This window comes from Sphaerospermopsis torques-reginae ITEP-024 (genome assembly GCF_019598945.1).
GTDB lineage: Bacteria > Cyanobacteriota > Cyanobacteriia > Cyanobacteriales > Nostocaceae > Sphaerospermopsis.
On record NZ_CP080598.1, the window covers coordinates 959,579 to 979,572 of the forward strand.

The window sequence follows — 19,994 nt, forward strand, 5'->3', positions numbered from 1 at the left end:
TATCTTTAAATTCTGAGAATTATAACATCGTGCAGATTCTTCACCTTGACCTGAAAGCCGTTGTCGGTAATTATGTAGAGTTACGCTACTTTACTAATAATTACAACCAATACGAAAACCGCACACTCCTTCTGGGCGAAATTACCGATTTAATTGAGTTAGCAGAAAGAGATTATTACGTTTCCTCATTTGCTGAAGATTATGCAGTGACTGGGTTAAGGCTGTATAACTGGTTAGATGGGACTGACAGATGGTTACAAAAACTCATCAATCAATATCAGCGTCAAGGAATCATTTTAGCCATTTCAACAGCCGAAAAACTCGCCCATTTACCTTGGGAAGTCCTGCACGATGGTAAAACCTTTCTCGTTCAACAGTCAATTATTCCTGTGCGGTGGGTATCATCGGACTCTGTAAAAACATTGTCTGTGGAGAACAACCCAGAAAACCGCGCTTTACAAGTTTTATTTATGGCTACTTCTCCCCAAGGAGTAGAACCCATATTAGATTATGAAGCAGAAGAAGCGCGAATTCTGGAAGCGACGGAAAGACAACCTTTAGCTTTGACAGTAGAAGAAAGCGGTTGTTTATCTGAGTTGGGTTATTTAGTGGATGATTACGGAAAAGATTATTTTGATATTTTCCATATTACCGGTCATGCCACAATTAGCGATGGACAACCCCAATTTATTACCGAAACGGAAACCGGAGAAGCTGATTATGCTAGTGCAGAAGATATTAAAGAAGCACTACAATTCCGATTACCCAAATTGATTTTCCTTTCTGGTTGTCGCACTGGACAAGCTGGAAGTAAGGATGCTAATTATGGTTCTGTACCTTCAATGGCGGAAGAATTGCTGAATGCTGGTGCAAAAGCCGTTTTAGGATGGGGACAAGCAGTTTCAGCAGTTGAAGCAACAGAAGCAGCAGCGACATTATATGGAGAATTAGCCGCCGGAAAGCAAATCACCGAAGCGGTGGCAATTACCTATAAAACATTAATCAAAAATAAGGCGCGGGATTGGCATTTATTACGATTATATGCGGCGGATAGTTTACCAGGGGAATTGGTGACACCATTGCGGACTCCGAGAAGGAAACCTGCACCACCGCTTTCTGTAAGTACGGAATTTTTAGATCCTGCGGGAAAAGTGAAAGTCCCCACCCGTGAAAGTTTTGTCGGTCGTCGTCGTCAGTTGCAAAGTTGTTTAAGGACGCTGACACAATCAACGGAAGAAATAGGGGTGTTAATTTATGGGATGGGTGGTTTAGGTAAAAGTAGTTTAGCAGCTAGACTTTGTGACAGACTCCCGATTTTTAAGCCTGTTGTCTTGATGGGGAGAATTGATGAACCGAGTTTAGTTGATCTGTTAGTGAAAGACTTGGATGATGACGAACAACGGAAACGGCTACAAAATCCTGATGAGGAATTGAGATTTAGATTAAAGCGGATATTTCAGCAGTTGTGGGACGCTGGGGAAAAGCCGTTTTTGTTGGTGTTGGATGATTTTGAGGAGAATTTAGAACCGCGTCAAGATAGCTTTGTCCTGAAAACATCAGCGGTAGAGGTTTTAACAGCTTTGGTTTGGGCAATTCGGGAAACATCCACCAAACATCGTTTAATTCTCACCTGTCGTTATGATTTTGAATTTAGCCAGTTGCAGTATTTCTATAAACAGCCCTTGGAGGGAATGCGGGGGGCAGATTTAAGAAAAAAGTGTAGTCGTCTTGAGGCTTTTAAAACATCCTCGCAGGTAGATGAGGCGTTGAAATCTCAAGCGCGGAGGTTAGCAGACGGAAATCCTCGCTTGTTGGAATGGCTGGATAAGATTTTGCAAAATTCCACAGTTGACCAAATTGCAATTCTCAATCGTTTAGAAGTTGATGCGGTGGAGTTGCGAGAACAGGTTTTAGCTGAAGCTTTGCTGCAACAAATGGATGCAACGATGGGGGAAATGTTGTCACAGGGTTTGGTGTTTGAGTTACCAGTCCCCAGGGAAGCATTAACCGCAGTTTGTGAAAATATCCCCTATTTGGAAAATTATATCAATCGGGCGGTGGCGTTGGGATTATTGGAAGTTAGTCCTGATGAGTCATTGCGAGTACCGAGAATTTTGCCGTTGACGTTATCCACTCATGTAAAAACCCTGCATCAACAAGCGGCTGAGGTGTTGTATCGTCTGTGGTTGGAAGAAGCAGAAACTTCAACAGAGGAAGAATGCCTAGAAATTCATCGGTTAGGGTTGTTAGGGGAACAAGGGGAAATTGCTTCAAGAGTAGGAATGGTTTTAACACAGAAGTGGATGAATACTAGGCGATTTCGTGAAACCTTAAATCTGTGCAACTCTACCTTAAACATAGTTAGAGACTATAACATTTTGCATCAACTAGCACGATCTGAAGAAAGACTTGGAGACACTCAACAAGCACAGCAACATTATCAACAAGCATTAGAACTCTGTCTACCAACAGATAACACCACAAAAGCGGTAATTATTAATAACTTAGCTAATATCTACGCCAGCAAGGGAAACACAGAGGAAGCACTCACCCTCTACCAGCAGTCTTTAGAAATCCATCAAAGCATTGGCAATCTCCCAGGTCAACCCTCGACTTTGAGCAATTTAGCTCGTATCTACACCAAAACTGGAAAAATAGAGGAAGCGATCGCCCTCCACCAGCAGTCTTTAGAAATCCATAAAAAAATAGAGGATGAAATCGCTGACTATCCCCAGTCTTCACTATTCTTGGACCAATTAGCTGGTGCTAAAGCCTCAACTTTGCACCAATTAGCTGGTATCTACGTGGACAAGGGAAACATAGAGGAAGCACTCGCTCTCTACCAGCAGTCTTTAGAAATCAATGAAAGCATTGGCAAGCTCGAAGGTCAAGCCACTAATTTGTACCAATTAGCTGGTATCTACGTGGACACGGGAAAAATAGAGGAAGCACTCGCCCTCTATCATCAGTCTTTAGAAATCTCTGAAAGCATTGGGTATCTCGAAGGTCAAGCCTCGACTTTGCACCAATTAGGTGTTATCTACAAGAACACAGGCAAAATCAAAGAAGCGATCACCCTCTACAAGCAGTCTTTAAAAATCAATACAAGCATTAGCAATGTCAAAACTAAAGCCTCGACTTTGCACGAATTAGGTTATATCTACGAGAACACAGGCAAAATCGAAGAAGCGATCACCTTCTACCAAGAGTCTTTAAAACTTAGTGAAAGCATTGGGGATGTGCAAGGACAAGCTACTACTTTGCACCAATTAGGTTATATCTACGCCAACACAGGTAATATGGAGGAAGCGATCACCTTCTACCAAGAGTCTTTAAAACTTAGTGAAAGCATTGGGGATGTCAAAACTAAAGCTGCAACTTTGAACAATTTAGCTATTATCTACACCAACACAGGTAACATAGAGGAAGCGATCGCCCTCTACCAACACTCTTTAAAACTTACTGAAAGCATTGGCGATGTCAAAACTAAAGCTGCAACTTTGAACAATTTAGCTAGTATCTACACCAACACAGGTAACATAGAGGAAGCGATCGCCCTCTACCAACACTCTTTAAAACTTACTGAAAGCATTGGCGATGTCAAAACTAAAGCTGCAACTTTGAACAATTTAGCTAGTATCTACACCAACACAAGTAACATAGAGGAAGCGATCGCCCTCTACCAACAGTCTTTAAAACTTACTGAAAGCATTGGGGATGTCAAAACTAAAGCTGCAACTTTGAAAAAGTTAGCTATTAACTACACCAAGACAGGTAAAATCGAAGAAGCGATCACCTGCTACCAACAGTTATTAGAAATCAATGAGAGCATTGGGGATGTGCAAGGAAAAGCTGCAACTTTGCACAAATTAGGTTATATATACGCGGATACAGACAAAATCGAAGAAGCGATCGCCTGCTACCAACAGTCTTTAAAAATCAATGAAAGCACAGGCGATGTGCAAGGAAAAGCCGCTAATTTGCAAGGATTAGGACGTACTTACGCCAAGACGAGCAAAATCGAAGAAGCGATCACCCTCTACCAGCAGTCTTTAAAAATCAATGAAAGCATTGGGAATGTCCGAGGAAAAGCCTCTACTTTAAACAATTTAGCTATTATCTACACCAAGACAGGCAAAATCGAAGAAGCGATCGACCTCTACCAACAGTCTTTACAACTTACTGAAAGCATTGGGGATGTGCAAGGGAAAGCCGCTACTTTGAACAATTTAGCTAGTATCTACGCGGACACAGGCAAAGTCGAAGAAGCGATCGCCCTCTACCAACAGTCTTTAAAGCTTACTGAAAGCATTGGGGATGTCAAAACTAAAGCTGCAACTTTGAACAATTTAGCTAGGATCTACGCGGACACAGGTAAAAGAGATGAAGCGATCGCCCTCTTTCAGCAGTTCGTAGAAATCAATGAAAGTATTGGTGATGTCCAAGCTGAACCGTTAAAATTAACAATGTTAGGCTTGATTGCAGCACAAAAAAAAGATTTTGTGACTGCACTTGAATATTTACACCAGTCTTTAGAGATATTGCAGCAAATCAAATCTCCCCATGCTGAGACAGTGAGGGGAATTATCAACGATGTGCAACAAATGGCAAAGAGTTAAGGTATTTTATTAAACTTCCAAATTTTGATAATGCTGTAAAAAATCTGCGTTTTATCAGTCAATTTGCGATGAAGATATAACACTTTATAGTATAATTTTATCGCCAGCAATAACAAATTAAGATGAGCGGAATTGATCGTGAAATTACCCTAGAAACCAGAACCAGTCTGATTGAAAAACATCTTCCCGGAACAAAAAAATCCCAAAGAGAACTTGAAACCGAAGGACTAGCTTTTCTCTTTAACGATCAACAAACAATGGAAAGAGTTGCATCTGAGATAAAACTTAGAGGAGAACCAACAGGAATAGAAGATACAGAAGATAAATATGAGCGATATGGATTATATTTTACTGAACCAATTGGTTATATACTAAAAGCAGACGGTACTCGAATCCCCCTGCATTACGGTGAAATAAAAATTAAGAAAACTACAGGTAAGTATCATGTCATACCTCGCACAAAACCCCGTACAACCTACTGAAATCACTCAAATATCAGAACAAGAAACTGAATGGGAGTTTGCAGAAATCTGGGTAGATACTCTAATATCTCCTCCTTATATTCTGATGTTAGTCAAAGAACAATCAGGAAAATTCTGTATTCATAACCCTGCACAAAACTATAAAATTATCTTTAGCAGTGACAATTATGAAGCCGCTAAAATGTGGCTACTAGAGGATGAATATGAGCGATTGAATAGTCGTATTTTACAACAAGATTCTGATGATTAAGATTAAAAGAGAAAGTGAATCCCTTGAAAACATTGAAATCCTTAGATGATGTGGTTCGTTTAAAAAAAATTAGTAAAAAAATTGTAGGATGCGTTACTAACACACCCTACCTATCTTGCTTTTCTTAATGTACAGCCCCAGTATGTACAGTTTTCACCCACTTCAGCCTTTTAGGACGAACCGACATCCGGGCAGTAGTGCTACTCATCACCATCAACCAATGCAACATATAAATACTGCCGCGAATGGTTTGCAGAAGTAACACCAAATAATTAGATGTTTTTTGATCTTGGCGTGTGCGCTGTAACCCAGCAAACATCCCCACAAAAGACATCGTTACTGATAAACCAGTAATAGGGGCTAAAATGGGTGGACGATGGCGAATTACAGACATTAATAAATCGGGTACTGCTGCTGTCGGTAAAATATACATAATCAGCAGAAAAATCAGTAAATCCACAGTTTTCCGCGTTCCCATGCGGTTTTTGAGGATTAGATCCCAGTAATCTAAATAACGTTGATAACCACCCTCAGCCCATCGGTTACGTTGATGCCAAAGGGCGATCGCAGTAGTTACACCTTCTTCCTGTACAGGGGGATAGAACATACATTCAATATCCCACTGATCCAAATTCAAACGGATAGTCAAATCTAAATCATCGGTGATAGTTTCCTCATTCCAACCACCACAGCTATCCAAAGCTTGACGGCGGACAAATTGACCATTTCCCCGCAGTTCACCCAGTCCACCAATAGCGGTTCTTTGTTGTTGAAACCAAGTATCAACAGCCATTTCCGCCATTTGTCCCTTAGTCCAGAAATTTTCCTTAGCGTTGGCGATCGCCTTTCGCACCTGCACCGCCCCCACCTGTTCCCTTTGGAACACAGGCACAACCTGTAACAATAAATCTGGGTTAACTTGGGCATCCGCATCAAACACCGCAATAATATCGCCCTTAGTCATAGGTAATACCTGATTCAAAGCCCCAGACTTACCGCCAATAGCATCAGCAGAACGTCTGAAAACCTTGAGTTGCTTGTATTCTTCCTGTAGTTCTGCTAATAACTGTGGTGTTTTGTCCGTACTATGATCATCAATAATCCAGACTTCATATTCACCATTAGCATATTCTAAACTACAAAGATTTTTCACTAATCTGCCTATGACCGCTTCTTCATTTTTGGCAGCCACCAACACAGAAACACGGGGTAAATCTCCCTGTATTTCTTTATGATGGTGGCGGGGTCTAGCAAAAATAATCCTGAAAGCATGAATGCTTAAAATTGCCGTCAATCCAAGAATAAAAATAGAACCCCAGGAAACCAAATGTAAAGCAATAGTTCCACCCCAAACCACAGTTAACATGAGGGCAGCTTTGGGTCTACGTCCTTGAAAGCGCGATGAAGAATAAACAGTCTTGATCCCTTCCGTTAACTCCTCCTCTGTTGAAAGGTCAGACAGCAGGGAGTTAAGAGGGTCAGAATTTTCGTTGTAAGCGTCGTTTTCCGGCCAGGAATTCGCTGGCATAGTTTAATTTAAGTAAAAAACCACTATTTGTTTAAAGTTTACAGTTTTTACAGCAGAAAACCCACAATTAGGTATTTAGCAATGCGCTTTATCCCGACTGATTTAACCTGTCGCTTTTTGAGCTTGTCCTAAGTTGACAATTTAATAGACAAAACTATACTTATATTGACAAAAATCAATATATTTTCAGGAAAAAATCAACTACTTGATATATAATACGGTGATATCAAGTATTGAATTGAGACTATTGCCGACGCGAAAACCAAGCAATGATGGTGGTAGTCTTTTTCAGAAAGTTAATTGGAACACAATCGCGTTGGGCTACACCGTGAAAGTCTACAGAGGGATAACCGCTCCCATGCTCCCGTTGAAGTAGAAAGTAAAGTCTAGCTTTGTCTAGGTTTTATATAGCAGATCAAAAAAATATGACTACAAGAGGTTTGACTGACAACTCCTGACTCTTGCCTCTTGCTACAGCAAATATTTTTCTTAAAGTGTGTGAAATCACATACTTATGGGATATTGATTACAACTCAATATCCCATAAACCTAGCTAAGTTGAGGAATTGTCAACGATGTCTATCGACCAACTTCAACCTGTGAGTCAACAGCAAGCTACTCTCTATCTGCCTTACATCCAGCAAAGCAAACGGAATTTCTTGCCTTATGCCATCAGTCTTTATCAAAAAGGCTTTGTTGAAGGACATCGCAAAATAGAAGGTAGTGACAATATTCCTTTCATCGCTACCTGGAACGTTGGGACATTACCCTCAGACCTCACCCGTTGCCGTATTCAGTTTGATAGCAATGCTGAATTAAGTTATGAAGTAATGATGGCCAGTTATGAGTTTATTAATTTTTTGATTGAACTTATAGAAAATTATAAACGCCAAAAAGTTAGTGATTTTTCTACAGCTTTTTACCGCAAACTACTGCGGATATAAGAGTAAATCAGCATACAGGAGGTAGGAGGCAGGAGGCAGAAGTTATGTATTTTGGATTTTGGATTTTGGATTTTGGATTTTGGATTGTTTTTGTTAACTCCAATCTAAAATCTAAAATCTAAAATCTAAAATTTTCTTCCCCAGTCCCTAGTCCCCAATCCCCAATCCCCAAAATCAGCGATTTCTGTTGCTTCAGCTAAAATTAGGAAACACCTGGCTGGGTTCAACAGACGTTTGAAATTAGGAGTGCATGGCGTGCCAACATCTGTTAAATATTTGCTGATTGGATCAGTAGAGACTTACAGTGGTAAATCCGCAACTGTTTTGGGTTTGTCTCATCAGCTAAAGCAAAAAGGATTGGATATAGCCTACGGTAAACCTTTAGGTAATTGTGTGCAGTCCGCCGATGGTAGCTTAGTGGAAGAAGATGTCCAGTTTATTTCTCACAGCTTGAAACTGCCAGAAAATCGTGTTGCACCCACCTTACTGGCTTTAAATGAGGTCAGTGTCCAAAAACGTTTACGTGGTGAAGACAAAACTGATTATCAGCAGTCACTGGTACAGCATTATTTACAAATACCACGGGGTGATTTGATGCTGTTGGAAGGACCAGGTGATTTACCAGAAGGTAATTTATTTGGCTTGTCCTTACTGGAAGTGGCTGAAGTTTTAGATGGGGGTGTGCTATTGGTACATCGTTATAAATCCCTGCTTACGGTAGAGGCGTTGTTATCTGCCAAGAAATTGATAGGCGATCGCCTAGTTGGTGTTGTTATTAATGAAGTTCCCACCGAACAATTAGAAGCAGGTCATAATCTCTTACGTCCATTTTTGGAAGAGCAAGGCATTCCTGTATTAGCAATGTTGCCAAAAAGCGACTTGCTCCGTAGCGTCAGCGTGGGAGAACTGGTAAAACAATTACAGGCTGAAGTTCTCTGTCGCAGCGATCGCCTAGATTTATTAGTGGAAACCTTGGCCATTGGGGCGATGAATGTCAATGCCGCCGTTAAATATTTCCGCAAACGCCGTAACAAGGCAGTAGTCACAGGAGGCGATCGCGTGGAAATTCAACAAGCCGCTTTAGAAACTTCTACCCAATGCCTGATCCTCACCGGACAACTACCCCCTCCCGCCTTTATTCTCAATCGCGCCGAAGAATTAGAAATACCAATTTTATCTGTTGACCTCGATACCTTAACCACAGTGGAAATTGTTGACCGCACTTTCGGACAAGTTCGTGTCCACGAACCTCTCAAAGTAGAGTGCATTAGCCAATTAATGTCCGAACATTTTGACATTAACCGTTTCTTATCTCAACTAGGAGTCAAACCAGCAGCCGCTTTATCTTAGTCGGATTATTGACCCAAATTACCAGTTAATCACCAGCGTAAATCCTACCATTGCCTGTTTCCAAAGCCTGACAGTGAACAGTAATTTTTTCCAACTACCTATTTTGTTAAAGCACTGCCATCAACACAATCTTTTGTTACTTAACAAAATAATCAAGAAAACAGAGAAATCTGTAACTCTAGTTGGCTTCTTACTTACACGCTGTTTGATAGAATATCTAGGTTGTTTAATCTGATCACCTCCATCTTTGAGCCAGTCAACAGAACTCATCAACCTTGATACATTAGCGCAGGAACTGGCGACAATCCAGCAAACAGGTTCCAAACGAATCGCCTTGTTGGGTTCTCGTCATGTGCCAATTACTCATCAAAATCTCATTGAAATGATGACTTATGCCCTAGTTTTATCGGGCAATCGCATCATTACTTCCGGTGCTACAGGTACTAATTCTGCTGCCATCAAGGGCGCAACACGGGCTGACCCGAACTTATTGACGGTCATCCTACCCCAAAGCCTGGAACGTCAGCCCCATGAATCACGCCAACAACTAGAGCAGGTTATGCATCTAGTCGAAAATCCCAGTAATGATAATCTATCTTTGGCTGAGGCCAGCTACCTGTGCAACAAGGAGATTGTCTCCCGTTGTCAGCAACTCATCTGCTTTGCTTTCCACGACAGTCGCACCCTGCTACAAACCTGTGGAGAAGCAGAAGAACAAAGAAAAGTGGTGACACTGTTCTACTTTGATTAAAGTGAAACGCAGTCTCCACACCGCTAATGATAGAGATGGGTAATTACCAGTGGGTACTGGGTAATGTTTTATCTAAATTACTCAGTATTCCTTTGCGCTCACTAAAAACTACTACCAGTACCAGTATTTATTAGGTTAATGTCCCTATTGCAACTACCTATACCTGCTATTTTTTTGTACTCTATTGCTGCCGCCGCAGTTCTCATTTATGTACCGTTTTTATTCGTAGCTTACGGTCGGGCGCAGGTTGGTTTTGATTTATCTGCCCCTCGTGCCATGTTTGATAAATTGCCTCCTTATGCCCAAAGAGCTACCTGGGCGCATCAAAATTCTTTTGAGGCATTCATAATTTTCAGTGCTGCATCTCTAATGGCTTATGTCTGTGGGGTGAATACTCCTTTAGCAGCAATGGCAGCGATCGCCTTTATCCCCGCTCGGTTACTATACTCTATTTTTTATATTGCCAATATCCCCATTTTGCGATCGCTCATGTTTGGTATTGGCTCTTTTAGTTCTGGCACTCTCTTCTATTTGAGTATCATGAAAGTTTCAGGATAGGTGATAGGTGAACAAAATTTTAGATTTTAGATTTTAGATTGCAGTTGGTTATATACAATCCAAAATCCAAAATCCAAAATCCAAAATTGGCTCACCAATCACCAAATTAAACATTTCACATTCAATTTTCTTTATGGCTTCTACGTTTTCTTTTGATATTGTCAGCGACTTTGACCGTCAAGAATTAGTGAACGCTGTTGATCAAGTGGTGCGAGACATCAAAAGCCGTTACGATCTCAAAGACACACAAACAACTGTCGAGTTAGGCGAAAACAGCATTACTATTAACACCGACAGCGATATGACTTTAGAGGCTGTACATGGCATATTGCGGGAAAAAGCAGCCAAACGCAACCTCTCCCAGAAAATATTTGATTTTGGTAAAGTTGAATCTGCCAGCGGCAACCGTGTGCGGCAAGAAATCACCCTCAAAAAAGGCATTAGTCAAGACATTGCCAAACAAATCTCCAAATTGATTCGTGATGAATTTAAAAAGGTGCAAGCCTCAATTCAAGGTGATGCTGTGCGGGTGACAGCCAAAGCGAAAGATGACTTACAAGCTGTGATCCAACGAGTCAAACAAGAAGATTTTCCTGTAGCTTTGCAGTTTACCAATTATCGTTAGGGCTTGCTGAATAAATCCGAAAACTTTACAGGTAAAGGGTTGTAGCTATTTTGACTTTCAAAAAGTGCAAGCTTTTATGGGGTGGAAACTTAAAAACCTTGCATTTAATTCCTACTCAAAGGAAAAATCGTTCCTATCCAACTCTTGAAACCCACCTTCCGCACCCTAAACTGTCACACAACGAAAATTGGTCGTTTGGGGATTTGAGATTGGCGATCGCCATCTAAGATTTCGACCATATTGTATCAAAATTATCCTCAACTTGGTTAAAAAATACGAAATTACCGATTGTGACACTGGGGGGTGCGGAATGTGGGGTTCAATTTTGGATTTTGGATTTTGGATTTTGGATTGTATTTTATTAACTCCAATCTAAAATCTAAAATCTAAAATTTTGTTCACCAATCACCAGTCCCCAATCACCTTTTACCGATACTGTTTTTAAATGCTGGACGTTCAGAAATTTTCTGAATATAGTTCACAACGGCTGGATATTCACTCAAATCAAGCTTGAGCATAATGGGAATATAAGCGAGTATAGATCCCACAGCCACATCGGCAACAGTGAATTGATCACCAAGTAAGAAAGGTTGCCGCGCAAAAATTTCATTCAGGGTAGTTAATAGGCGGGGCATTTCTCGCTCGCGGTTGGCTTCCACAAAAATTCCTGTAGCCAAGGTAGAATTACCAAATAATACCCATTGGGAAAATATGGCACGTTCCTCTAGGGAAATCGGATTTTTACCATATTTTTCCGCAATATACAGCAAAATTGCCCCAGATTCCCAAAGTTTCAAATCACCATCAACAATTGCTGGAACTTTGCCTATTGGGTTAATGGCTAGGTATTCAGGTTGTTTATGTTCACCTGCTTTCATATCCAAAAGAATAAACTCGTAGGGAACTTGTAGTTCCTCTAAATACCACTGAACAATTGATGCACGGCTAAAAGCGCCACCGTAAAGTTTCAACATAATAACTGCTTAAAATCAAAGAACTTTGTGAGTGTGAGAATGTTGTTTAACGTTGTCGTCTTTAGTGACAACTCTAGCGGCATTTAGCACCCGTTTGCGTTCTGTAGAATAATTAAAATCGGTTTTGGTTGTTCCTGCGGGAATCAGGGTTTGGGCTGATTCACGACGCTTGTAGGTGCGAGCTGCTGAAAATGCCCGTTGTACAAATTCATCTGCAAACTGTGCTGAATCAGGAAATCCATCAGGCAATAACAGCTTATCACCATCCAAGATACTTCCCAAAGTAGTTGCACAGGCAAGTTTATATGAAGTAGGAATGCCTTTTAATATTGCTTCTAATGCTGCTGAGGGAATAGGCTCTATAACTTCGATTTGGTGTACTTCTCCATCTTGTTTGTAAAAGCACGTTGCCAAGCCGATCACAATGTAATCATCGGCTGTAAGGTCTGAAGCATCTGGATAAGAAATTGTTGTTGTCATAGGAAATTTACTCAAAATTAAATTGTACTGGGCATTGGGCATTGGGCATTGGGTAACTTCCCTGTTACCTGTCACCAGTCCCCAGTCAAGGGTTCCCAGTCCCCAGTCACCTATTCCTTATTCCCTAAATTTTGCACAGCTTGACGAAAACCCAAGACGATTAAAATATTAGCGAGGGTTAAAAATACTTCAGCGCCGCCATGTAACCAGTCTATATTGGCTAAAGCTTCTCCATAAGCAACTTTGGCATAGATGCCGGCGGGAATGGTAATACCGACAAATACTAAAGTACCGTAAAATCCATATAGGGCTAAACGTGGCATTTGCGGACTACGGCTAATAAACCACAAGAAACCCAAATAGGGAAACAGAGACAGGGCAAAGAGGGTTTCTTTTGATATCATGGTTCTGATTTGATGGTTTTTGCTTCAATTTTGGTTGCAGACTTGGTAGAACGCCAAATCCACACTGCTGCCGCCCAAAGGGTAAAATTACCCACTAATGTCATGGTAGCTTGGAGGGTGACTAACCATTCTAGGGATTCGGGGTTGTCGAAATAATGCCAAGTGCAAGCACACATAGCACTGATTAAAGCTGGTAACATGGCAAAGGACAATCCCCACCAACTACGGTTTTTTGTCAGTTCACCATATTTCCAGATTAACCAAATAGCGGCTATCCATTCAATGACACTAGAAACGTGAATAATCCAGGTGGGAATCGAAAGGGCGTGCATAATAGTCAGTAATCAGTTATTAGTTGTCAGTGGTAGATAACCATTAAAAAAATTGGTAATCCAAAATCTAAAATATCAGGACTTACGTACCATACCTCTGAAAACCTCTTTCCTTTGTGTCCTTTGCGTCCTTTGCGGTTTATTTTTCCATGATCACAGCGTAAGTCCAACATCCAAAATCCAAAATCTAAAATCCAAAATCTAAAATCCAAAATCCAAAATTATTGAAGATGCGTGTTTTATTATCTGGGTATTACGGTAAAGGTAATGGTGGTGATGAAGCTTTGTTAGCTACACTTTTGCAAATGTTACCACCTCATGTCACCCCTGTAGTGCTTTCTGGAAATCCTGAAGAAACGAGTCGGCGTTATGGTGTGGAAAGTTACAACCGCATGGCGTTTTTACAGGTAATTCAAGCTTTACGTTCCTGTAATGTGTTCATCTGGGGTGGTGGTAGTTTAATGCAGGATGTGACTAGTACCATTAGCCCTTTTTATTATGGCGGATTAATGGCGATCGCTCAAGTCCTAAAATTAAAAACTATAGCTTGGGGACAGGGAATAGGACCTTTATTGCGTCCGCAAACTCGCTGGTTAGCAAAGCGAAATTTTGCTGGTTGTATTCAAGTCAGTGTACGCGATCGCTCTAGTTCGGCTTTATTATCAAATTGGAATATACCACATATTCTTGCACCTGATCCAGTTTGGGCATTAAAGTCGCAGTCAGTAGCAGAATTAGCAGATTTACCAAAACCAAGAATTGCAGTTACTTTAAGAAATCATCCCCAACTTACAGAAACTAGATTAGCAAATTTAACTCGTGCTTTGGTGGAGTTACAAACAGCTACCCAAGCCTTTATTTTAATATTACCATTTCAAAAAAGCGAAGATTTAGGAATTGCCGAAAAAATTCAACTGCAATTAACAGATAATAGTCAGATTCTTTGTTTAGAAGCACCGGAAATTTTAAAAGGTGCATTTCAGGGTGTAGATATGGTTATTGGAATGCGTCTACATAGTTTAATTATGGCTGCTAGTGAAGGTTGTCGTTGTTTTGCATTGAGTTATGATCCCAAGATAAACAGATTAATGGAAGATTTACAAATACCTGGATGGGATTTAGAAAATATCCCCGATGATGTAGATTTAATTAGTAAAACTTGGTTGGATTTTTATCAAAATGGTAATGCTTTGTCATCCGAAAAAATACAATCTTTGGTAAATGGGGCATTTTTGCATCGGGATTTATTAAAGGATGCTTTAAAGTAAATTTTCTTAAATAGCATAACCAAATCATACCAAGTTCATTTATTATTGAGATACGAGTTGATATATATAACCAGAGATGATTATGACAGCGATCACCGTCAACTTAAATCCTATTATCCAACTCACAGACCATCAATTTTATCAATTGTGTCGAGAAAATCCTGAAGTTAAATTTGAAAGAAATGCAAAAGGAGAAATACAGATTATGTCACCCACAGGAGGAGGAACAGGAAAACGTAATGTTGAAATTTCGGCAGATTTTGTTTTTTGGAATCGTCAAAATAAATTAGGAGTTTGTTTTGATTCTTCCACCTGTTTTAAACTTCCTAATGGTGCAAACCGTTCTCCTGATGTAGCTTGGATAAAAAAAGAAAGATGGGATGCACTCACACTGGAAGAACAGGAAAAGTTTCCACCAATCGCACCCGATTTTGTTTTAGAGTTAATGTCACCCAGTGATAGTTTAGAAGAAACTCAGGAAAAAATGCGGGAGTATATCAATAATGAAGTAAGATTAGGTTGGTTGATTAATCGTAAAATGCGTCAAGTGGAAATTTATCGTCTTGGTAAACCAGTGGAAGTATTAGAATTTCCTCAAGAATTATCAGGTGAAGATGTTTTACCGGGGTTTGTTTTGAATTTGCAAATAGTTTGGGGATAAACTAGGTGACAGATACTAGAGAAGAAAGCAGGGTAACACAAAACCCTCTTAAAGAAAAAATCGTTCCTATCCAACTCTTGAAACTGTCACCGTGGCGTAGCACCTGTCACCTGTCACCTGTCACCTAGCTTTCACAGATAACTTTTTCAGCAAACCCTAAATAGAAATGCTAATGCCATGCTCAATACAACGGTAACACATCAAACATTATGTTACTACTGACAGGAAATTAAGATAAACTAACAATTCCTGACCATTGCACCTTTTTCTCCTTTTCTCGACGATAAGAAAAGAAGTGTTCAGGAGATTGATAGGTACAGTAAGGAGCGATCGCAATTTGTTCTCCACTAAACCCCAACTGCTCTAACTGCAAAGCATTAACACGACGCACATCTAAACGCACCTTTCCCGGTTCTGCATCCGGTAATAAAGGTGAATCAGGTAAATCGTGTAAAGCAGCAACTATTTTTTCTGGGTCATTATGTGGTATAATAGTGCTTCCAATTTCCGCAGCCACTTCCACGGAAACTTGGTAAACTTCACCTGCGATCGCAGGACCCATAGCAATGCGTAAATCTTCCAGTTTGCTACCTTGAGATTGCATCTTTTTAATGGCTTGGGGAACAATCTGCGCTGCTGTACCCCGCCAACCCGCGTGTAAAGCCGCTACCTGTCCGATTTTGACATCCCCAATCAGCACCGGTGTACAATCAGCAGAAGCCACCCAAACAGCCTGTAAAGGTTTTTCACTGATTAAACCATCTGCTAACGCCAACTCATCATTGCTGTTGTTTAAATGTTCATCTACCTCTTGGGGAGTCAAAACAGTATTACCGTGAACTTGTTTTAAACGATAAGCAGCAGCTTCTGGTTGCAGTACCTGTGTTAACTCCTGCGGTGGACGTGGCCAAAACTGCTGGGTAAAAAAACCATGAGGCCAAGGTGTCAAAAGATTACAAGTCAGGTAAGGTAGACCTTCCCAATTGTGCCAGTGCCAAGTGTGCATTTTCAAACAAACCCAAACAAAAAATACAAAACCGCCAATCAATGCTAACTTGATCAACGGGATTTAGGGGAATAACTGTGGAATTTGATCGGCAACTTTTAGAAAATTTCTTACACTTAGGGCGTAAGCAACCATGTATACCATTTTCTCTACACATTTTTGACAGTCTCCCGTCAACTAATCAAATGGTATGGGACTTGATCGCCCAAGGAGCAAAACCAGGATCTGTAGTGATTGCCACCCAACAAACCGCAGGTAGGGGACAATGGGGAAGACAATGGTTATCTCCTGCGGGTGGTTTATACCTTTCAATGGCGATCGCTCCTCAACTAGAAGTCACCAATAGCTATCAACTAACCTTAGCTAGTGCTTGGGGAATTGCTTCACACTTACGAAAGTGTGGCATAACAGTAGGAATAAAATGGCCGAATGATTTAGTATTAAATCGTCGCAAACTAGGCGGCATTTTAACAGAAACCAGGGTTTTTCAAGGGCATATTACCCAAGCTGTGATTGGTGTTGGTATAAACTGGGCTAACCCAGTACCAGAAACTGGCATCAACTTAAAATCCTGGCAAACTACCCAGAATGATCAAGCTATTTCTGGGCTAGAAATGCTCACTGCTCAAGTTTTGCTGGGAATACAGTCCGGTCTAGAGTGTCTAAACAACGAAGGAATAAGCATACTACTGTCTCGTTATCTGCATTTACTGACAAACATCGGTGATCATGTGTATGTCAATAATCTCTTAGGCACTGTAGTTGGGGTGACACCCGAAGGAAATCTCCGCTTACAAATGGCTGAATATAATAGGACAGAACTGATAAAAGCAGAAATTTCTGTAGAACCCGGTACAATCAGTTTGGGTTACTCTTAATCTTCGGTGTTAATTTCTGTTTAATTTCTGTTTAACTTTTTAAGCACATCATCTTCTTTAAACTTATTACACACAACTGAGAGAAAAAATGACGCAGCCTCATAAATCTGCCCATAACCGCTTGAATAATAAGCGAACTCAAAGTTTAACAACAAAACGCTTTGCTTCTACATTACCAGCCCAAGCCCTGACTTGGTTGAGTAGTGTTAGCCTGTTAAGTGGTGGTTTTGTGTTGGCTCAAACGGAATCATCAGTAGATAACATTGTTCCCACTATTGAAAGTTCCCAACCGACAGCAGTTGCAGAGACAGGAACAAAAGAAACTGCTGCCCCAGAAGCAGTAAAATCAACACCAGATTTTGCTGAACGCAGAGCCAGACTGAAAAAGAAACTCAACAATAAAGAAGTTTCCCAAACAGCAGAACCGTTGAGACAGTCTCAACCAAAAGCAGAAAATTCTCAACCTGTTGTCATCATTAAAACTTCTCAACCGAAAGCGGAAACGTCACAGGTGAAAAAACCAGAGACTTCTGTTAACTCAGCACCTGAGAAACCCGCAGAAGTAGCTAAACCAGCAAATAATAATGCTGGGGATACTGGCAGCGCCACAGCGAGGAAAACCAAAGATTACAATAACACCCAGATTGACCCCACCGAATACAATGGGACTGCAACTAGCAACTATGAACCACCCAGTTCTGTAGTTGTTACAGAAAGGTCTAGCGGTTGTGAAGCGGTTTTTTCTAAAAGAGAAATTGCTGCTGGTGCTTGTGGTAAAAAAGCCACTGATACCCCTACTGTAGCTGATGCACCCAAAAAATCAGCACCTACTTGGATCAAAAAAAGTGAAACCGCTAGTTTAGAAAAAACGCCAAAAACACCGCAAGTAGCCACTAAATCTAACTCAGAACCAGTAGCTGCTCAGTCTAACTCAGAACCCCAGAGTGTGGTGAAAACGGTTGCTGGTGCTGTCAATAATAATCAAAGTTGGCGTACTGCCCAAACAAATACTAGCAGTTCTACAAAAACCGCCTATCGTCCGAATCGGTTTATTCCTCAACCCAGCGAGTTTTCCCCAACTACAACCGTCAATGCTACACCCATCGCCCCCAGCTTTGGCAGTTTACCCGCGCCAATGGCAGAGGATAATATAGCACCACGTCCAAGTAATGTATCTTATGATTTTGCTCTGGCAGCGGTTTTACCACAAGTTCCTTACAGTAACACCTTTGCTTATGCTTACCGTGGTGGTAGTTCGGGAGTAGCTTTTCCCTTATCTTTTGCTGCGCCTGTAACTTCTTTATTTGGTTGGCGGATACATCCTATAACTGGCGATCGCCGTTTCCACGCAGGTACAGATATAGGAGCGCCCACAGGTACACCAATTTTAGCAGCAGCCAGAGGTCAAGTAGAAACCGCTGACTGGATTGGTGGTTACGGTTTAACCGTGATTATTAATCACAGTTCTGCCCAACAAACTCTCTACGCTCATATGTCAGACATCTTAGTTCGTCCTGGTCAGTGGGTAGAACCAGGAATGGTGATCGGTCGTGTGGGTAGCACTGGTAACTCCACTGGTCCTCACCTACACTTTGAAGTCCGCCACCTCACACCCAACGGTTGGGTTGCTGTTGACCCTGGTGTGAAGTTACAAGCAGGACTGAATAACTTGGTGTACAACAACAGAACAGCACAGGCAAGGTAGGTGACAGGTGCTACGCCACGGTGACAGGTGACAGTGAAGAGAGCAGGGGAAGCAGGGGAAGCAGGGGAAGCAGGGGAAGCAGGGGGAGAAAAATTAGTTCTTTATTCTTCAATTCTTCTTTCTCCTGAACTCCTGCCTCCTGCCTCCTGCCTCCTGACTCCTGACTCCTGACTCCTGACTCCTGACTCCTGACTCCTGACTCCTGCCTATAAATACCCGTGTTCTATTAAGAATGCGGGTGTAATGTCCTCTTGATGTGGTGTTTTGCCTGGGGAAATGAATTTTTCCACGTATTTACCCAGGATATCGGCTTCTAAGTTTACCCAACTACCAGAACTTAAACAACTCAGGTTTGTTTCCGAGTAGGTAAGGGGAATGACTGCGACGGTAAACTGGGAGTTTTCGGGTTGATAGGTGGCTACGGTGAGACTGATACCGTTGATGGCGATGCTACCTTTAGGGACGATATAGCGAGCGATCGCCTCCGGTGCTACAAAGGTCATTTCCCAAGAGGTCGCTGTCTGTTCCGCTGAAATTAATTCTCCCATCCCGTCTACATGACCCATGACAAAATGACCTCCTACCTTACCCCCCACTCGCAGCGACGTTTCTAGGTTGACATATCCGGCTTGGGTTTCTTCTCTCCCTAAAGTGGTACGACGCAGGGTTTCTGGTGAAGCAGTGGCAATAAAACCGTCTTTTAAAATTTCTTCCACCGTCAGACATACGCCATCTACTGCGACACTATCGCCATAAGTCAAATCTTGCATAATGGCATCCGAGTGGCTAACAAAAGTAATCTGCCACAAATTGTTAGATAAGGGTTTAATTTTACCTAATCCTTGAATTAATCCTGTAAACATGATTTTTCTACCAAATTAACTCTATTTACAAGTTTGCTAAGAATTGGTAATGGGTAATGGGTAATTGGGAAAAATATGATTAATTACCCAGTCACCAGTCCCCAGTCACTAGTTCCCAATCACCAGTCCCCAATCACCTATTGCTTAATTTTGGCTGAAATTAACTGATAATTCCGCACAAAAAGGTAAAACATTTAAAGACAATTTCTGAAGTTTTTTTTTGATTGCTGAACAGTCACACATTAACATCAATCTCAAGGCATACTTGGATAAGACGATTATGATTTGAGGAGAGCATTTTGACGTACTCTGGTGT

At 41.2% G+C, this 19,994-nt stretch carries 20 protein-coding genes; 13 read left to right on the top strand and 7 right to left on the bottom strand.

Annotated elements, in window-relative coordinates; translation table 11 throughout:
* Positions 1-29: 29 nt before the first annotated feature.
* The 3 genes from K2F26_RS04490 to K2F26_RS04500 all read left to right on the top strand — a co-directional run bounded on the left by K2F26_RS04490 (position 30) and on the right by K2F26_RS04500 (position 5,351).
* Positions 30-4,619 carry a tetratricopeptide repeat protein gene (locus tag K2F26_RS04490; RefSeq protein WP_220610515.1) on the top strand — a complete coding sequence of 1,530 codons (4,590 nt, stop codon included), beginning with the start codon at positions 30-32 and terminating at the stop codon, positions 4,617-4,619.
* 122 nt (positions 4,620-4,741) lie between these two features.
* Complete coding sequence (locus K2F26_RS04495) at positions 4,742-5,101, top strand: DUF6972 family protein (protein ID WP_220610516.1); 360 nt, start codon at positions 4,742-4,744, stop codon at positions 5,099-5,101.
* On the top strand, positions 5,064-5,351 hold the full coding sequence (locus tag K2F26_RS04500) for a hypothetical protein (RefSeq protein WP_220610517.1): 288 nt from the start codon (positions 5,064-5,066) through the stop codon (positions 5,349-5,351). Before K2F26_RS04495 ends, K2F26_RS04500 begins: the two co-directional genes overlap by 38 nt.
* Positions 5,352-5,475: 124 nt before the next feature.
* On the opposite strand, the gene K2F26_RS04505 is transcribed toward K2F26_RS04500, so the two are convergent.
* Positions 5,476-6,879 (bottom strand): glycosyltransferase family 2 protein, encoded by a 1,404-nt coding sequence (locus tag K2F26_RS04505; protein ID WP_194053026.1) that lies wholly within the window; start codon positions 6,877-6,879, stop codon positions 5,476-5,478.
* Positions 6,880-7,454: 575 nt separating this feature from the next.
* On the opposite strand from K2F26_RS04505, the gene ebsA reads away from it, so the two are divergent.
* The 5 genes from ebsA to K2F26_RS04530 all read left to right on the top strand — a co-directional run bounded on the left by ebsA (position 7,455) and on the right by K2F26_RS04530 (position 11,107).
* The gene (gene ebsA / locus K2F26_RS04510) at positions 7,455-7,823 is read left to right on the top strand and encodes a type IV pilus biogenesis protein EbsA (RefSeq protein WP_220610518.1); all 369 of its coding nucleotides are present in this window, start codon (positions 7,455-7,457) and stop codon (positions 7,821-7,823) included.
* 255 nt (positions 7,824-8,078) lie between these two features.
* Positions 8,079-9,173: a phosphotransacetylase family protein gene (locus tag K2F26_RS04515; protein WP_194053023.1), complete on the top strand. Its 1,095-nt coding sequence runs from the start codon at positions 8,079-8,081 to the stop codon at positions 9,171-9,173.
* Positions 9,174-9,420: 247 nt separating this feature from the next.
* A complete protein-coding gene (locus K2F26_RS04520) occupies positions 9,421-9,924 on the top strand; it encodes a DNA recombination-mediator protein A (protein WP_194053021.1) in 504 nt (167 codons plus the stop codon).
* A gap of 138 nt (positions 9,925-10,062) precedes the next feature.
* Entirely contained in the window at positions 10,063-10,482 is a 420-nt protein-coding gene (locus tag K2F26_RS04525) for an MAPEG family protein (protein WP_220610519.1), read from the top strand.
* 133 nt (positions 10,483-10,615) lie between these two features.
* Positions 10,616-11,107: a YajQ family cyclic di-GMP-binding protein gene (locus tag K2F26_RS04530; protein ID WP_220610520.1), complete on the top strand. Its 492-nt coding sequence runs from the start codon at positions 10,616-10,618 to the stop codon at positions 11,105-11,107.
* Between the two features lie 419 nt (positions 11,108-11,526).
* On the opposite strand, the gene K2F26_RS04535 is transcribed toward K2F26_RS04530, so the two are convergent.
* The 4 genes from K2F26_RS04535 to K2F26_RS04550 all read right to left on the bottom strand — a co-directional run bounded on the left by K2F26_RS04535 (position 11,527) and on the right by K2F26_RS04550 (position 13,297).
* Complete coding sequence (locus K2F26_RS04535; RefSeq protein ID WP_220610521.1) at positions 11,527-12,081, bottom strand: glutathione S-transferase family protein; 555 nt, start codon at positions 12,079-12,081, stop codon at positions 11,527-11,529.
* Positions 12,082-12,096: 15 nt separating this feature from the next.
* A complete protein-coding gene (locus K2F26_RS04540; protein ID WP_220610522.1) occupies positions 12,097-12,561 on the bottom strand; it encodes a hypothetical protein in 465 nt (154 codons plus the stop codon).
* 110 nt (positions 12,562-12,671) lie between these two features.
* The gene (locus K2F26_RS04545; RefSeq protein ID WP_220610523.1) at positions 12,672-12,965 is read right to left on the bottom strand and encodes a DUF3593 domain-containing protein; all 294 of its coding nucleotides are present in this window, start codon (positions 12,963-12,965) and stop codon (positions 12,672-12,674) included.
* Positions 12,962-13,297: a DUF2499 domain-containing protein gene (locus tag K2F26_RS04550; protein ID WP_194057221.1), complete on the bottom strand. Its 336-nt coding sequence runs from the start codon at positions 13,295-13,297 to the stop codon at positions 12,962-12,964. The genes K2F26_RS04545 and K2F26_RS04550 overlap by 4 nt, the downstream gene beginning before the upstream one ends.
* Before the next feature lie 230 nt (positions 13,298-13,527).
* Here K2F26_RS04550 and csaB point away from each other — a divergent pair, with 230 nt between their 5' ends.
* Positions 13,528-14,565 carry a polysaccharide pyruvyl transferase CsaB gene (gene csaB, locus K2F26_RS04555; RefSeq protein ID WP_220610524.1) on the top strand — a complete coding sequence of 346 codons (1,038 nt, stop codon included), beginning with the start codon at positions 13,528-13,530 and terminating at the stop codon, positions 14,563-14,565.
* Positions 14,566-14,647: 82 nt separating this feature from the next.
* Positions 14,648-15,226 carry a Uma2 family endonuclease gene (locus K2F26_RS04560; protein WP_096572148.1) on the top strand — a complete coding sequence of 193 codons (579 nt, stop codon included), beginning with the start codon at positions 14,648-14,650 and terminating at the stop codon, positions 15,224-15,226.
* A 229-nt stretch (positions 15,227-15,455) separates the two neighbouring features.
* Here K2F26_RS04560 and pgeF read toward each other — a convergent pair whose 3' ends face one another.
* Positions 15,456-16,232: a peptidoglycan editing factor PgeF gene (pgeF, locus tag K2F26_RS04565; protein ID WP_096572868.1), complete on the bottom strand. Its 777-nt coding sequence runs from the start codon at positions 16,230-16,232 to the stop codon at positions 15,456-15,458.
* Positions 16,233-16,309: 77 nt separating this feature from the next.
* Between pgeF and K2F26_RS04570 the strand changes: the two genes are divergently transcribed.
* The 3 genes from K2F26_RS04570 to K2F26_RS04580 all read left to right on the top strand — a co-directional run bounded on the left by K2F26_RS04570 (position 16,310) and on the right by K2F26_RS04580 (position 18,986).
* Positions 16,310-17,110 (top strand): biotin--[acetyl-CoA-carboxylase] ligase, encoded by an 801-nt coding sequence (locus K2F26_RS04570; RefSeq protein ID WP_096572149.1) that lies wholly within the window; start codon positions 16,310-16,312, stop codon positions 17,108-17,110.
* Between the two features lie 88 nt (positions 17,111-17,198).
* On the top strand, positions 17,199-18,815 hold the full coding sequence (locus tag K2F26_RS04575) for a peptidoglycan DD-metalloendopeptidase family protein (protein WP_220610525.1): 1,617 nt from the start codon (positions 17,199-17,201) through the stop codon (positions 18,813-18,815).
* A gap of 27 nt (positions 18,816-18,842) precedes the next feature.
* Positions 18,843-18,986 carry a hypothetical protein gene (locus tag K2F26_RS04580; protein ID WP_220610526.1) on the top strand — a complete coding sequence of 48 codons (144 nt, stop codon included), beginning with the start codon at positions 18,843-18,845 and terminating at the stop codon, positions 18,984-18,986.
* A gap of 35 nt (positions 18,987-19,021) precedes the next feature.
* Here the strand turns inward: K2F26_RS04580 and K2F26_RS04585 are convergent, their stop codons facing one another.
* On the bottom strand, positions 19,022-19,678 hold the full coding sequence (locus K2F26_RS04585; protein ID WP_220610527.1) for a riboflavin synthase: 657 nt from the start codon (positions 19,676-19,678) through the stop codon (positions 19,022-19,024).
* Positions 19,679-19,994: the final 316 nt, after the last annotated feature.

Bases quoted from the DNA above. Each gene is read 5' to 3' on its own strand.
- K2F26_RS04495 (WP_220610516.1), top strand. From the start codon at position 4,742: ATGAGCGGAATTGATCGTGAAATTACCCTAGAAACCAGAACCAGTCTG.
- K2F26_RS04500 (WP_220610517.1), top strand. From the start codon at position 5,064: ATGTCATACCTCGCACAAAACCCCGTACAACCTACTGAAATCACTCAA.
- K2F26_RS04505 (WP_194053026.1), bottom strand. From the start codon at position 6,879: ATGCCAGCGAATTCCTGGCCGGAAAACGACGCTTACAACGAAAATTCT.
- ebsA (WP_220610518.1), top strand. From the start codon at position 7,455: ATGTCTATCGACCAACTTCAACCTGTGAGTCAACAGCAAGCTACTCTC.
- K2F26_RS04525 (WP_220610519.1), top strand. From the start codon at position 10,063: ATGTCCCTATTGCAACTACCTATACCTGCTATTTTTTTGTACTCTATT.
- K2F26_RS04530 (WP_220610520.1), top strand. From the start codon at position 10,616: ATGGCTTCTACGTTTTCTTTTGATATTGTCAGCGACTTTGACCGTCAA.
- K2F26_RS04535 (WP_220610521.1), bottom strand. From the start codon at position 12,081: ATGTTGAAACTTTACGGTGGCGCTTTTAGCCGTGCATCAATTGTTCAG.
- K2F26_RS04540 (WP_220610522.1), bottom strand. From the start codon at position 12,561: ATGACAACAACAATTTCTTATCCAGATGCTTCAGACCTTACAGCCGAT.
- K2F26_RS04545 (WP_220610523.1), bottom strand. From the start codon at position 12,965: ATGATATCAAAAGAAACCCTCTTTGCCCTGTCTCTGTTTCCCTATTTG.
- K2F26_RS04550 (WP_194057221.1), bottom strand. From the start codon at position 13,297: ATGCACGCCCTTTCGATTCCCACCTGGATTATTCACGTTTCTAGTGTC.
- csaB (WP_220610524.1), top strand. From the start codon at position 13,528: ATGCGTGTTTTATTATCTGGGTATTACGGTAAAGGTAATGGTGGTGAT.
- K2F26_RS04560 (WP_096572148.1), top strand. From the start codon at position 14,648: ATGACAGCGATCACCGTCAACTTAAATCCTATTATCCAACTCACAGAC.
- pgeF (WP_096572868.1), bottom strand. From the start codon at position 16,232: ATGCACACTTGGCACTGGCACAATTGGGAAGGTCTACCTTACCTGACT.
- K2F26_RS04575 (WP_220610525.1), top strand. From the start codon at position 17,199: ATGACGCAGCCTCATAAATCTGCCCATAACCGCTTGAATAATAAGCGA.
- K2F26_RS04585 (WP_220610527.1), bottom strand. From the start codon at position 19,678: ATGTTTACAGGATTAATTCAAGGATTAGGTAAAATTAAACCCTTATCT.